General features: G+C 62.3%; 14 protein-coding genes. 6 read left to right on the top strand and 8 right to left on the bottom strand.

What is annotated here, in order from left to right; genetic code table 11:
- Nucleotides 1-12 precede the first annotated feature (12 nt).
- From AD928_RS04420 to AD928_RS04400, 5 genes are all read right to left on the bottom strand, one after another.
- Nucleotides 13-1242, bottom strand: coding sequence for an SMP-30/gluconolactonase/LRE family protein (locus tag AD928_RS04420; RefSeq protein WP_062248593.1), 1230 nt, complete (start codon nt 1240-1242; stop codon nt 13-15).
- Nucleotides 1243-1360: 118 nt separating this feature from the next.
- Entirely contained in the window at nt 1361-2794 is a 1434-nt protein-coding gene (pyk, locus tag AD928_RS04415; protein WP_062248591.1) for a pyruvate kinase, read from the bottom strand.
- A gap of 35 nt (nt 2795-2829) precedes the next feature.
- Nucleotides 2830-3804: an SH3 domain-containing protein gene (locus AD928_RS04410; RefSeq protein ID WP_062248589.1), complete on the bottom strand. Its 975-nt coding sequence runs from the start codon at nt 3802-3804 to the stop codon at nt 2830-2832.
- 43 nt (nt 3805-3847) lie between these two features.
- On the bottom strand, nt 3848-4339 hold the full coding sequence (locus AD928_RS04405; protein ID WP_062248587.1) for a DsrE family protein: 492 nt from the start codon (nt 4337-4339) through the stop codon (nt 3848-3850).
- Entirely contained in the window at nt 4332-5114 is a 783-nt protein-coding gene (locus tag AD928_RS04400) for a HesA/MoeB/ThiF family protein (protein ID WP_062248585.1), read from the bottom strand. Before AD928_RS04400 ends, AD928_RS04405 begins: the two co-directional genes overlap by 8 nt.
- A 216-nt stretch (nt 5115-5330) precedes the next feature.
- Between AD928_RS04400 and AD928_RS04395 the strand changes: the two genes are divergently transcribed.
- A complete protein-coding gene (locus AD928_RS04395) occupies nt 5331-5945 on the top strand; it encodes a DUF2939 domain-containing protein (protein ID WP_062248583.1) in 615 nt (204 codons plus the stop codon).
- 66 nt (nt 5946-6011) lie between these two features.
- Here the strand turns inward: AD928_RS04395 and AD928_RS04390 are convergent, their stop codons facing one another.
- The gene (locus AD928_RS04390; protein ID WP_062142587.1) at nt 6012-6245 is read right to left on the bottom strand and encodes a DUF3126 family protein; all 234 of its coding nucleotides are present in this window, start codon (nt 6243-6245) and stop codon (nt 6012-6014) included.
- A 221-nt stretch (nt 6246-6466) separates the two neighbouring features.
- On the opposite strand from AD928_RS04390, the gene AD928_RS04385 reads away from it, so the two are divergent.
- On the top strand, nt 6467-7192 hold the full coding sequence (locus tag AD928_RS04385; protein ID WP_062248582.1) for a hypothetical protein: 726 nt from the start codon (nt 6467-6469) through the stop codon (nt 7190-7192).
- Nucleotides 7193-7689: 497 nt separating this feature from the next.
- Nucleotides 7690-9456, top strand: a complete 1767-nt coding sequence (locus AD928_RS04380; RefSeq protein WP_373320545.1) for an alginate export family protein — start codon at nt 7690-7692, stop codon at nt 9454-9456.
- 103 nt (nt 9457-9559) lie between these two features.
- Here AD928_RS04380 and AD928_RS04375 read toward each other — a convergent pair whose 3' ends face one another.
- Nucleotides 9560-10105, bottom strand: a complete 546-nt coding sequence (locus tag AD928_RS04375; protein ID WP_062248580.1) for a cytochrome b — start codon at nt 10103-10105, stop codon at nt 9560-9562.
- Nucleotides 10102-11196, bottom strand: a complete 1095-nt coding sequence (locus tag AD928_RS04370; RefSeq protein WP_062248579.1) for a catalase family peroxidase — start codon at nt 11194-11196, stop codon at nt 10102-10104. Before AD928_RS04370 ends, AD928_RS04375 begins: the two co-directional genes overlap by 4 nt.
- Nucleotides 11197-11352: 156 nt before the next feature.
- Here AD928_RS04370 and AD928_RS15180 point away from each other — a divergent pair, with 156 nt between their 5' ends.
- Genes AD928_RS15180 through AD928_RS04360 form a run of 3 tightly spaced genes read left to right on the top strand, consistent with a single transcriptional unit; the run spans nt 11353 to nt 12374 of the window.
- Nucleotides 11353-11667 carry an RNA polymerase sigma factor gene (locus AD928_RS15180; protein ID WP_233419941.1) on the top strand — a complete coding sequence of 105 codons (315 nt, stop codon included), beginning with the start codon at nt 11353-11355 and terminating at the stop codon, nt 11665-11667.
- 6 nt (nt 11668-11673) lie between these two features.
- Nucleotides 11674-11877: a sigma factor-like helix-turn-helix DNA-binding protein gene (locus AD928_RS15175; protein WP_233419940.1), complete on the top strand. Its 204-nt coding sequence runs from the start codon at nt 11674-11676 to the stop codon at nt 11875-11877.
- A complete protein-coding gene (locus tag AD928_RS04360) occupies nt 11874-12374 on the top strand; it encodes an anti-sigma factor family protein (protein ID WP_233419939.1) in 501 nt (166 codons plus the stop codon). Before AD928_RS15175 ends, AD928_RS04360 begins: the two co-directional genes overlap by 4 nt.
- The last annotated feature ends 1 nt before the right edge of the window (nt 12375 follow it).

Genomic DNA, 12375 nt, shown 5'->3' with positions numbered 1-12375 from the left:
TCGGCCCGCGCATTACGCTGCGCCCGCGCCCTGCGTGTTGACCTGAAGACGGTAGAGCGATTCCCCTGCACACATAAACAGCCAGTTCCGCTTTGGCCCGCCAAAGGTCAGGTTGGACACCCCATGCGGCAGGCGGATCCGGCCAATCAGCTGGCCTTCCGGGTTGAACACAAACACCCCGCACAGCCCCAGCGGCCCGCTGGCCCCGCACCAGAGATTGCCGAAGATATCGGCCTTCATCCCGTCCGGCCCCATCTGCACACCCTGAAAATGCATGTTGGTAAACAGGCGCGGGTTGGAGAGGGTGTTGTCCTTGTGCACGTCATACACATGCACGGCCTGATCCCCGTCATGCCCATAGCCACCCGGCTGCTTGCCGGAGGAAATGACATACAAACGGGAGTGATCGGGCGAGAAGCACAGACCGTTGGGATTGGGCAGTTGCTCCTGCGTCAGCACACATTCAATCCGGCCTGAAGGATCAATCCGGAAGGTATGGTCTGCCTGCCGCTTCACACCGCCAAGCTCACCAATCAGCTCTTCGCCTATCCGCCAGCGAATATGGCCTTCCGGGTTGGCCTCACCGCCCGGCTCATCCGCGTGGCCTTCGGTAAAGCCATCGCCATAGCCGGGGTCCGTAAACCAGATGCTGCCATCCGGGTGGGCAATCACATCATTGGGGGAGTTCAGGGCGTGGCCTTCATACCGGTCGGCCAGCACGCGCACGGACCCATCGTGCTCCCAGCGGATCACCCGGCGCAGGAAGTGCTCGCAGGAAATCTGGCGGCCCTGATAATCAAACGTATTGCCGTTGGAATGGTAGGATTCCGGTCGGAAGACCGTGACCTCGCCCGTCTCCCACAAGTAGCGGTACTGGCGGCTGGTTACGGTGTCGCTCAGCAGCAGATACCGCCCCTCGGCAGACCAGGCCGGCCCTTCCAGCCATGTGCCCTGATCCCACACCCGGTGCAGGGTGGCAGCCCCAAACAGCAGGTCGCGGAAGGAGCGATCAATCACAATCACATCCGGGTCCGGCGTGTAGGCTGGCGGCGCGCCCGGCCCCCACTGGCGCGGCGGCGTGGTGGTGACGTCCGCCGGGCGGGTTGTTTCCGGCTGCGACGGGGTCACAACATGGTCTGCCGCCTGCGCGAGCGAGGAAACCGCAAGCCCTGTCGGAACGCAGGCAAGCCCCTGTAAAACCGTCCGGCGCTGCATAATGCTGCGGCGTGTCGCCTTAGCCATCGTGTCTGACTCCTGCCTCATCAGGCACACCATCGGCGGGTACGCCTTTATTTTCCCTTCCCACTGTCATCCCTCGGGCGCTGTGTCCACCCGGAGAGCGGACGCAATGCCCAAATCCTCAGGGAATTTTGGCAACCCGCAGCGTGTTGGTGGAGCCACTCACCCCAAACGGTACCCCTGCGGCAATCACGATGGAATTGCCGGAGCTGCCAATTCTGGCGCGGTTCACCACATCCAGCGCAGAGTCCACCATGTCTTCCACGTTCATTACCTGTTTGCCTTCATTCACAAAGGCCCGCACGCCCCAGACCAGCGCCATGCGCCGCCCGGCTTCATGCGTGGGGGTAATGCCCAGAATGGGGCAGGATGGCCGCTCCCGCGCAATGCGGAAGGCCGTGGCCCCGCGATGCGTATAGGCCACAATGGCCGGAGCCTTGAGCGTATCCGCCACCTGCTGGGCCGCCCCGGCAATGGCGTCGGCCACATAATCTTCCGGCGCCAGACGGGCGCGCGCCATCATGCTTTGCCATTCCGCATCCTGCTCAATGCGCCAGATAATCCGGTTCATGATGCGCACGGCCTCACGCGGATACTGTCCGGCGGCGGATTCTGCGGAGAGCATGACGGCATCCGCGCCATCAAACACCGCCGTCGCCACATCGGACGCTTCCGCACGGGTGGGTGTGGGCGCGGAAATCATGCTTTCCAGCATCTGGGTGGCCACCACCACCGGCTTACCAAGGCGGCGGGCCAGACGGATGATGCGCTTCTGGACCAGCGGCACATTTTCGGGCGGCAGTTCCACGCCCAGATCACCACGGGCGACCATCACGGCGTCCGTCAGTTCCAGAATGGCTTCCAGATTTTCGATCGCCTGCGGCTTTTCCAGCTTGACCAGCAGGTTGGCGCGCTCACCCACCAGCGTGCGGGCCTCGCTCACATCTTCCGGCCGCTGCACAAAGGACAACGCGACGTAATCCACGCCCAGATCCAGCGCAAAGGCCAGATCCCGCCGGTCCTTTTCCGTCAGGGCCGGGATGGGTAGCGCCACATCCGGCACGTTCACGCCCTTATGGTTGGAAAGCACGCCCCCTACATCGACCGTAGTTTCCAGCCAGTCCGGACCGACATCCTTCACCACGACAGCCAGCTTGCCATCATCCATCAGCAGGCGGCTGCCGGGTTTGGCGACGGCAATAATTTCAGGGTGTGGCAGACAGACGCGGGTTTCATCCCCCGGCACGCTGGACAGATCGAACCGGAAAGAGGCGCCGGGTTTGAGCGTCACCTTGCCATTGGCAAACACGCCCACCCGCAGCTTTGGCCCCTGCATGTCGGCCAGAATACCAATGGGCTCGCCCAATTCGGCTTCCACCCGCCGCACAATGGCGTGGCGGGCAGCGTGGTCCTCATGCGTGCCGTGGGAGAAGTTGAAGCGGAACACATCCGCCCCGGCCACAGCCAGATCCCGAATTGTCTCGTAATCGCTGGATGCCGGGCCAAGAGTGGCGACAATCTTGGTCCGGCAGATAAGCGCGTGTGAGGTGGGCATGATCACTCCTTCTCCTTACTTAACCAGTCCGGGGTTCAGGAGGGAGTGATGGCTTCCTCCGCGTCCACGCCCCAGATTGCACGGCGGGGAACCCAGCCGGTGTAGTTCTTGACCGAGACCTTGCACCACTCAGACCCGGCTGCACATTCCTTAACAGATCCCACAGAGCCGGGTTTCAGAACAGCAACCGCAGGCGCATCGTTGCTGGCCGTGCTGTGCATGACAACCGCCCCCGTCACACTCCTGGCATCGGCAGGCGTGGGCAGCGTGGCCACTACGCGGGTGTCCATATGGCCGGAGGGCTGTTCCTTATTGCCGTTCTTATCAAGTTTGACTTCCAGCGGCGCTTCATCCCCCGGCGGTTCACCCGGCACAAGGAAGTCCCGCCCGCCGGACAGCGTCGCCTGCTGGATCCAGCCTTTCTGGCCGGTCTCATCTTCCACCAGACGCCACACATCAAACTCACGCTCAATCCGCATGGGCATGCCACGGCGGTGATAAACCCAGAGAATGGGGAAACGACGGCCCGGACCAGCCCGCATATTCACTTCATCAGACCGCAGAGCGGCGTAGCGCGGCAGCGGCAGGCCCGTCACGGTGCCTTTGGGCGGTTCCGGCGGGGTGGCTGCGGCAGGCGGCGTTGCAGGCTGATCAGCAGCAGCCCCGGCTGCGCCCGCGGCGGCTCCGGCAGCAGCAGCGCCAGCGGCAACCGTGGCAGCTTTATGTTTTACGGGAGCATGAGCCGTCTGCCCCGCAGCGTGGTGGGCCTTGGCGGCCTCATGATGGCTGCGATGCGCACTCTTGCCGTCCGCCGTAGCGGCCTTTTTGGCAGCGGGTTTGTCTGCTGTCTTTTTCCTGGCAGCAGTATGGTCCGCTTCGGCGTGGTGTGCATGGTGCTTGTGCGCGGCGGGCTTCTTATCAGCAGCAACCGCGCCAGACAGAGCGACCGCACACCCTGCCAGACAGGACAGCAGTCGGAACCGGAAGGTCAGAGGCAATGTGAACATCATGCCTGCATCCCTGCCAAGAGAGAAACGCGGGGGCAAGCGGTTTTTAGAAAACCGCCACGCGGGCCGCCCCCGCCCTGTCCAGAAACGTAGGCAGGCCCACAACCGCTACGCCCTCTTCCAGCGCCTCGTCCGTCAGGCCCATGGTCTTCAACCCGGAGTCGCACACCATCAGCGTGGCGTCCATGTCCCGCAGGGCGGTGCGCAGGTCATTCAGCCCCGCCACACCGGCAGCTTTCCGCCAGTCTTCCCGCTGCGCGTCTTCCAGTCCCTCCCACTGGGCGCAGAAGGCGGCCACACCGGCCCCCATGCCAAACAGCAGGACCGTCTGGCCCAGCGCGCAGGCCGTGGCAGCCAGCATCAAAGCGGCATGCACACGCTCATAGCGGGCTTCCACAATCACAAGCGCCAGATCACACTGCGGAAAGGCCGAGGCCCCCACGGCAGCGGAAAAGCCGGTGCGGCCCGAAGGGGCTGCGGCAGGCGCAGAGGAGCCTGCAAACAGCCCGCCGCCAGGTTCTCCAGAAAGTTCAGCCATCAGACGTCTCCCGTTTCAGAGTTCCGCACACCGGGCATGTCGGGTCCCGTTGCAGGGCGATGGTAGTAAACCGTGTGCTCAAAGCATCCCACATCAGCAGCCGTCCGGCCAGCGACGTCCCCAGCCCCAGAAGCTCCTTGAGCGCTTCCGTGGCCTGAAGAGTGCCCATCACGCCCGTTACGGCTCCAAACACCCCGGCCTCGCCACAAGTCAGACCTTCTGCCGCGCCGTCGGTCTGCGGGTAAAGGCAATGATAACACGGGCCACCGCGCACAGGATGAAAGGTGGAAAGCTGGCCTTCAAACCGTTGCACGGCAGCGGAAACCAGCGGTCGCCCCGTCCGCACGCAGGCCGCGTTCACCAGATAGCGGGTGGTGAAGTTATCGCACCCATCACACACCAGATCATACCGGCTGACCAGATCCTCCACGTTGTCCGCTGTCAGCCGCATGGGCCATGTTTCCAGCGTCATCTCGGGGTTCAGGGCTTCCAGCCGGGCGCGGGCGGAGTCCACCTTGGGTGTTCCCACGGCCTGCGTGGTGTGCAGGATCTGGCGTTGCAGGTTGGAGAGTTCGACGGTGTCATCATCCACCAGCCCAATCCGCCCCACCCCGGCGGCGGCCAGATAGAGCGCTGCGGGGGAGCCAAGGCCGCCCGCCCCAATAATCAGCACAGAGGCCGCCTTAAGAGCCGCCTGCCCTGTGCCGCCGACCTCCGGCAGAAGAATATGGCGGGAATATCGCTGAATTTCGGCTTCCGTGAAATCAAACGCCATCTGAGCGCCCTTTTGCTGCGGGCAGAGTATCTCTGCGGATTAGGTCTGTCTGACTTTGGGCGGGCCAGCAGTGTGGCCCTTCTATGCCATGCCGGGGTTTTTTATACCCCGTTCACTTTTTCGTGATCTTATGAATTCATATTAATGAAACTATGCATGGGAGCCATGCGTCTGCTATACGTGAACTGCAATTTTAGCATATGAGGAGTGCAACCAATGACCGCCCTCACCTCTGCCGGACCTTTTGTCCGGCGTGCCGCCAGTCTGAACAATTTGCAGGCCGCACGCAGAGTGTGTGTCGGCGCCTCAGCGGCTGCACTTGGCCTGTATCTGGCCTCCCCGTTCGTCACGCTCTGGAACATCGGCTCCGCCATCCAGACGCATGACATGATGGCCCTTGGGCAGGTCATCAACTGGTCCGAGCTGGATGCATCCATCAAGCACCAGACCCTTTCCGGCCTGCATCTGGAACAGGCCTCGGATGATCTGCCGGACTTCGGCTCATCCTTCGCCACCACGGCTGTGTCCAACGCAGTGGACTTCACCGTCACGCAGGCCAATCTCGGCACGCTGGTTGATCAGGCCGTCCCGGCAGCCATTCCGGCCAACCAGCCCGCGCCGTCTTTTGCCTCACTGGTGGAAAAGGCTTCGGTCCGCTTCACCCGGATTGACCAGTTTGAAGTGGATGTGCCCCTGCCCGGCCACGAGCATGACACGCCGCTGAAAATTGAAATGCGGATTCAGAACTGGCGCTGGAAAGTGACCAAGGTGGAATTTCCCACCGCACGCACGCCCATCATGCAGGCGTCCGTCGCCCCCTCCAACGCCTGAAGGCCCGATGGGGAGCAGACCCTTCCGGGTCTCTCCCTCTCTGGTTAAGGCCTGAAAGACTGCGGCTTATTTTTCAGCCGGCAGATCTTCTTCCAGAAGAATGATGTTGATGGCGTAAGACACTTCGCCCTCGTCATCATCACGATGAATCGTGCCAATCACTTCCCCGTCTACAGCCAGTTCAACCGACATGCCGGCGCGCGGCGGCGGGTTAACGGACAGACCCTTGGCACCAAGCAGGCGGCGCAGAGCGGTCTGGAGACGGGTAATTTCGGAGGGAGAAGGAGACGTGCTGCTCATAGAAAAATCTGATCCTCTGGGGGAAGGGTTACACAGACAGACGCCTTAAAGCTCTGACCAATCCGGCCCGCTATAGGACACACGCCGCCTCCGCCGCAACCTTTCCGTGCTCCTGCCTTCACCGCGCCATTTTCTGCCTGCCTCAATGGACTTCAGTCAGTCTTACGCTGCGGCCCGCCCCTTCTGGTCTGGTCGCCTCTTCAGGAAAGGAGACAGTTCTTATGCGTATGCCCCGCTTTGTAATCCTTTCCGCTCTGGTTGCTGGCGCGCTGAGCCTGTCCACGTTCTCGCATACTCCGCCCCGGCCTCTGGTGGCGGATATGCGCCGGGCCGCTCTGTCCGAAACCGCGCTCCCCAGCCCCGCCAAACCAGCGCAGCCAGCCACACCCGCCACGGCACCGCTCAGTGCCTCCCTGGCGCGGGCCTTTGCGGCCCCGCAGCAGGCAACGGAGACGGTCGGCACGCCTGCCCGCACCAGCCCGAATGCGGTGGCGCAGTCCCCGGTTCAGACCGCGTCCCAGACGGTGGCAAACCAGTCTTCCACGCATATTCTGCACATGCTGGAGAGTGACGGGCCGGAGCAGACCGCCCGCACCCTGACCAAAAGCCGCAAATGGTCAGACGTGCGGCTGGCTGTCAGCACCGGTCAGCCGGAAGCCGCCTCCGTTCTGGCAGCTCTGATGCCCGAGGCCGACCCGGCCACAGCGCTTTCCCTCCGCACCGCCATGCGCCGCGCCCTGCCTACGCATCCGGCAGCCGTTCTGGCCGCCATGGACCAGACAGACGGCCCGCTCTTTGGGGCCCGCGCCGTCTGCTCCCCGCAGGGCATGCCGCGCAGCTGGCAGAGCAATGCGCGCAAGGCCGTTGCCAGCGTGCATGAAATCCACCTCGTCACCCGCGCGCGGGACTGCCTGACGCGGCTGGGTGGCCTGCCGCAATCCGGCTGATCCTGCACTTAAAGATTTCGTGTCACACGCAAACGCGAGCTGACAGGGCTCGCGTTTAGCTATACCCATAACGCACGCCAGAATAACAAAAAATGCATGGCAAGCCATTTGGTTAAGCCATGACGCAATAAGGTCGTGCCGTCATGCTGATGCTCTGCTGTCCCGGTTCGGACACCATCTTCTATCTGCCCCCATCCCCCCTGCGGTCCACGCAGAATGAGGGGCGCCGGTGCCGTGTGGCTGCCTTGCCAGCCCCCGCGCACCTTAGGGCGGTCCGAGAGCGACTTACGCTCTCCCGCTCCTTCCGCGCTCCCGCATAAGGCCCCGGCGTTTCCGCCGCACAGCCTTATCGCTGCCCTCAGGTTCCCCTTTTTTCAGAGTGTTCTGTCATGAACCATCTGTTTGCTCGCAGCGCAGGCGCGCCTGTATCGCGCCTGTGGTCTGCCCGCTCCCGCTTTTGTTTTTCCAGCGGCCTGTCCACAGGGCTGCTCTGGCTGATGCCTGCCGGGGCCCTTCTTGCCATTGTGGTGCCCTCTGCGGCGGCCCATGCGCAAAGCACCGTGCAACCCGCACCCTCCGTGGTGCGCCATACCGCGCCAGCGCATGAGATCAATGCCTCGCATGACACCATGCCCGCACGGCTCTCAGACGTCGTGCGCAAGCCGCCTAAAGCCACAGTTGCGCCCAACGGCCAGGAACCCACCACCACCCAGCCTCCGGCGCGTGGCGGATTCTGGGATAATATGCTGCTGCCGCCGCTCACCAGCCGACCGGAAGCCTACGGCCAGCCGCAGTCTCTGGAACTCAAGCCGCTGCCGTCTTCCCTCATGCATCAGGGGCCGTGGGGCGTGTTCAACGCCAATACCGGGGCGGCTGCCGGGTTCGGCACGGTGGCGTATTACGCTGTCTCCCGCTGGGCGGAAGACTGGTCCAGCCTGCGGGACAAGAGGAACCGTATCGACTGGGCAGACCCGCTGAAATACATCCCGCTCAATAACAGCGGCTCCATCTACCTCACGCTGAGCGGCAACTTCCGCCATCACGGGTTTTACGACCAGCGGGCTATGTTCGGCACCGTCAAGAAAGATCCTGCCTACCGCTCCACCCTGCGCTGGAATGCCGGGGCGGACCTGCATCTGGGCGAGCATGTGCGCCTGTATGGGGAGCTGATGAGTGGCCAGGCCGGGGGCATCAATTATTACGGCTATACCGGGGGCCGCTGGCGCAGCAAGCTGGACGCACAGCAGGCGTTTGTAGAAGTCAAAGGCCACCTGCTGGGCGCGACCATGGGGGCCATGGTCGGCCGCATGTCCTTTCTGGATGCGCCGCCTTACGTAACAGCAGGCAGCGTTTACCCTACCCTGCCCTATTCCTGGAACGGCCTGCGGGGCTACGCCTTCTGGAAACGCTTCCGTGTGGATCTGTTTGACCTCACCCTGACCAACAACGCCCCCACCACCGCGTTCCATGATCAGGTGGGCTGGAGAACGCGCCTGTTCGGGGCGTATACGTCCTACGCTATCCCCGAATTCAAATTTCTGGATAAAAAGAGCCAGATTTTCGTGGATACGTTTTATCTGGGCTACACGCTCTCCAGTAACCCTATTGCCAGCACGACCAGCACCATTGCCGGCTCCACGCATCGTGACACGCCCGGCACACGCATCTGGGGCAATGCCGGACCGATCGAATTTTCTCTGGGCGGCATGTGGCAGGGCGGCAACTTCCACGCGGCCAACAATGGCCCCAAACGCCCGGTGTCCGCCTATTCCTTTAACGGCACCGTCTCATGGCGTTTTGCCAAATGGTGGGGGCGTCCGGCCATTGGGATTCAGGCCGATGCCATTTCCGGCGGGGATACGCGCAAAAGCCAGACCAGCAGCTGGGGCAACTTTCTCTCCCCCTTCGTACCCAGCGCCTACTATCTGGATATGAGCACCTATATCGGCAACTCGAACCTGATTGACGTCGGCCCGCTGGCCACCATTGCCACCAGCCGCAATACCAGCCTGCTGCTGAAAGTGCCGGTCATCTGGCGCAACAGCACGCATGATGCCATTTATGCCAACCCCACGGCGGCCTACAGCTTCCGCCCGCAGGGGGGCTATACCGCCACCATGCCGCAGGCCAGCTTTACCTGGCGTGCCACCCGCCACATTACTTTCAGCCTTGATGGCGAATACATCTTCGCCTCCCGCGCCATGATCAAAGCCGGGGCTTCCTCCGGGGCCTATGTGCAGAGCAATCTGGAGCTGACATTCTAAGCTTCAGGCAGAAGTTTTTAAGACCAGCCGCAAAGAGGCCGCGATGGGGAGTGCTTTTTTCTGAAGCACTCCTCTCGGCTTGTGTGGGCTAAGCCCTCTCCCCTTACAGCGGGGTTTTCCTGCCGGTCATGCTCTGAAGCACGCCATCCCGCCGGATCAGACCGTGGAACAGAGCCGCGCCAATATGGGCCAGCACCAGTCCAAACAGGGTGAAGGCCAGAACGGTGTGGATAGAACGCAGCCAGGACCAGACAGCCGGGTTATGCGGCAGGATGGGCGGCAAAAGCACAGCGTTCCCCCATAAGGGAATAGGATAGCCGCCAGCTGAGAGCATGCCCCAGCCCACAAGAGGCAACGCAATCATCAGGGCATACAGCAGGATATGGGAGCCTTTGGCGGCCAGTTTCAGGACAGCGGGAAGGTCATTCGGCAAAGGTGGCGGGGCATGACGCAGCCGGTATGTCAGCCGAAGGAGGGCAAGCACCAGAATGGCAATCCCTAAAGGACGATGCAGCGAGACCAGCCGATGGTAACTCGGGCCAAGGGACGAGGCCATAAAAATACCGATGAACAGCATGCTGAGAATCATCACAGCCATCAGCCAGTGCAGCACGCGCGCCAGAGGCGAAAACGCAGGTATGGGCTTCATGATTTTTTCTCACTTTCTGCCGCTGGGGCCTGTGTCATGGCAGGCGTGATGGCGCTTGGCCCGCGCTTCTCCCCGGAACGCAAAGAGAAAGACCGCATATAAGCACCTGACCGAAGCTGAAGGATGGGGTCAGCCGAAGCGACAATGCCGGGGGGCAGAACAAGAGGGTCAAAAGTGAGGCCGGTGCAGGGGCCACCGTCCTCGCTCTCAACGGCGCTCAGGGTCAGGGTGCCTGCATCAATCGTCCGGTCATCCTGCGCCCAGATCTGGCTGGGGTCATTAACGGCATCATGAGGACCCGCCACAGTCAGCACCATGTGCCATTGCAGAGGGTGGTCATGGATATCTGCAATCAGCCTTTGAAACAGATAATCACGCCCGCCTGCTGCGGTATCGGCAGGGGCCACAAGCTGCACAGGCACCATGGCCCATCGGACAGCCGTTTTCGTGCCGGTTTCTCCAACAAGCAGAAAGCTGTCGAGGCTGTGATACGTGTCATCCGCAAAGCCTGAGGTGATCACGCGATGCGCGTTTTTCTCCGCTGCGGCCTGAAGCCAGGGATGCGCTGCGCCAAACGCTTTGACGCGCGCCGGGTCGGGTTTTCCTGTCGCGGGATCTATGCGTTGAGAGGAAAAGAAGTCTGAAGCATCCTGTGCATCCCGCAAGGGCAGAACGGGTGGGTTGTTCATAGCGGCACGCCATTCCGGCGCATCTTTGGGCATGAAGCGCAGCGCCATGCTGCGCACCGTTGCCGGATTGTCGGTCACATAAGGTTGCCCTGCTCCCAGAGCAAACCGCCCGACTACGGGCACAGACTGTTCATGAAAAATAGCCGCTTTCGACACAGAGGCCGCAGCGCCGCTGGCATCAAACCGCCCCGTAACGCACACGCCTTTGGAATGAGCGCGCCGGAAACCCTGCCCGTAACTGCCCGCGTCATGCAGTTCCCCCATCAGGCGGTTCTGGGTCACGCGGTTGGGGGAAAGCCAGCCACCGGCCCAGAGAAAGCCGAGAGCCAGCGCTGCCGGTGCGGCTGCAACACCCAGCCAGCGGAGTGCAGAGCCCGAAGGGCCTGTCGATTTTGCCGCCATTGAGGCCGCTCCTTTGATGTCATCTGTGGGGAAGACGCAGGAGAGCCGGATCTATTCCCCGACAATCGCGCGACTGAGAAACATTTTTTCTTTTGCTCCGCGCCATTGGGAATAAAGTGGCGCGCTGAGCGTCTCTGTCCTCAAGAGATGAAGCGCATGAGGGGCAGAGCCGGGTTGGACGATGACGAGACCATCAGACTACAGAGCGTTATTCCGGCTTTGAGACGGTATGCGCGGGTTCTGACCCGTGACCCGCATCAGGCCGACGATCTGGTGCAGGACTGTCTGGAACGTGCTCTGACCCGCATGGATCAGGTGCGGGATCGGTCCGATTTACGCCCCTGGCTCTTTACTATCGCTTACCGCCTGAACGTCAGCCGGTGGCGGCGCGTCCGGCGTCTGGTGCCCATGGCAGAAACCTCTTTCCCGGAACCATTGCAGGACGCCGGGCAAATTCCTCATCTTGAATGACAGGACATGACGCAGGCCTTCGGGCGTCTGTCCGATGACCATCGGCAGGTGCTGCTGCTCGTGGGGGTTGAAGGGCTGGAATATCAGGCGGTGGCGGAAATCCTCGGTGTGCCGGTCGGCACCGTGATGTCCCGCCTTTCCCGCGCCCGGTCTGCCCTGCATGATCTGGCAGGCCATGAGAAACGTCCCATCCTGAGGAGGGTGAAATGACGCACCCCGACAGCCCTGTGACCGAGGATGACATTCACGCCTGGGTTGATAATTTTCTCTCCCCCGAACGTCGCCAACAGGTGGATCTCTGGCTGGAAAGCCACCCGGAGGCACGGCACCGTGTCATGGCATGGCGGCAGGAGCGTGACGGCTTGCGGGCCGCGCTGGATACAGACCTCCGCGAGCCGATCCCCGCCCGCTTTGATATTGCCCGCCTGAGAGAACGCAGGGTGCGACGTTTCAGCCTGCCGCAAATGGCGGCCTCCATTGCGTTTGCACTTTCCATTGGGCTTGGTAGCGGATGGTTTTTGCGGGACCGACAGGTGCCGGTCGGGCTGGCGTCTGTTGAGCAGGAAGCCGCCATGGTGCAGGCGGCGGGCAAAGGCAGCACGATCGCAAAAGGCAGTGTGGCGCAACTGGCAGCTTGGGGTGGCAGCGTGCTGGGCAGGCCGGTCCAGCCGCCGGATCTGTCTAATACCAACCATTGTTTGGCCTGAC

Origin of the sequence: Acetobacter cerevisiae, from assembly GCF_001580535.1 — a bacterium.
GTDB classification, from domain to species: domain Bacteria; phylum Pseudomonadota; class Alphaproteobacteria; order Acetobacterales; family Acetobacteraceae; genus Acetobacter; species Acetobacter cerevisiae.
Note: the sequence above shows the minus strand (reverse complement) of the source record. Positions and strands in the feature narration are given on the sequence as shown.

Bases quoted from the DNA above. Each gene is read 5' to 3' on its own strand.
- AD928_RS04410 (WP_062248589.1), bottom strand. From the start codon at position 3,804: ATGATGTTCACATTGCCTCTGACCTTCCGGTTCCGACTGCTGTCCTGT.
- AD928_RS04400 (WP_062248585.1), bottom strand. From the start codon at position 5,114: ATGGCGTTTGATTTCACGGAAGCCGAAATTCAGCGATATTCCCGCCAT.
- AD928_RS04390 (WP_062142587.1), bottom strand. From the start codon at position 6,245: ATGAGCAGCACGTCTCCTTCTCCCTCCGAAATTACCCGTCTCCAGACC.
- AD928_RS04380 (WP_373320545.1), top strand. From the start codon at position 7,690: ATGCCTGCCGGGGCCCTTCTTGCCATTGTGGTGCCCTCTGCGGCGGCC.
- pyk (WP_062248591.1), bottom strand. From the start codon at position 2,794: ATGCCCACCTCACACGCGCTTATCTGCCGGACCAAGATTGTCGCCACT.
- AD928_RS15180 (WP_233419941.1), top strand. From the start codon at position 11,353: ATGAGGGGCAGAGCCGGGTTGGACGATGACGAGACCATCAGACTACAG.
- AD928_RS04385 (WP_062248582.1), top strand. From the start codon at position 6,467: ATGCGTATGCCCCGCTTTGTAATCCTTTCCGCTCTGGTTGCTGGCGCG.
- AD928_RS04375 (WP_062248580.1), bottom strand. From the start codon at position 10,105: ATGAAGCCCATACCTGCGTTTTCGCCTCTGGCGCGCGTGCTGCACTGG.
- AD928_RS04405 (WP_062248587.1), bottom strand. From the start codon at position 4,339: ATGGCTGAACTTTCTGGAGAACCTGGCGGCGGGCTGTTTGCAGGCTCC.
- AD928_RS04370 (WP_062248579.1), bottom strand. From the start codon at position 11,196: ATGGCGGCAAAATCGACAGGCCCTTCGGGCTCTGCACTCCGCTGGCTG.
- AD928_RS04420 (WP_062248593.1), bottom strand. From the start codon at position 1,242: ATGGCTAAGGCGACACGCCGCAGCATTATGCAGCGCCGGACGGTTTTA.
- AD928_RS04360 (WP_233419939.1), top strand. From the start codon at position 11,874: ATGACGCACCCCGACAGCCCTGTGACCGAGGATGACATTCACGCCTGG.
- AD928_RS04395 (WP_062248583.1), top strand. From the start codon at position 5,331: ATGACCGCCCTCACCTCTGCCGGACCTTTTGTCCGGCGTGCCGCCAGT.
- AD928_RS15175 (WP_233419940.1), top strand. From the start codon at position 11,674: ATGACGCAGGCCTTCGGGCGTCTGTCCGATGACCATCGGCAGGTGCTG.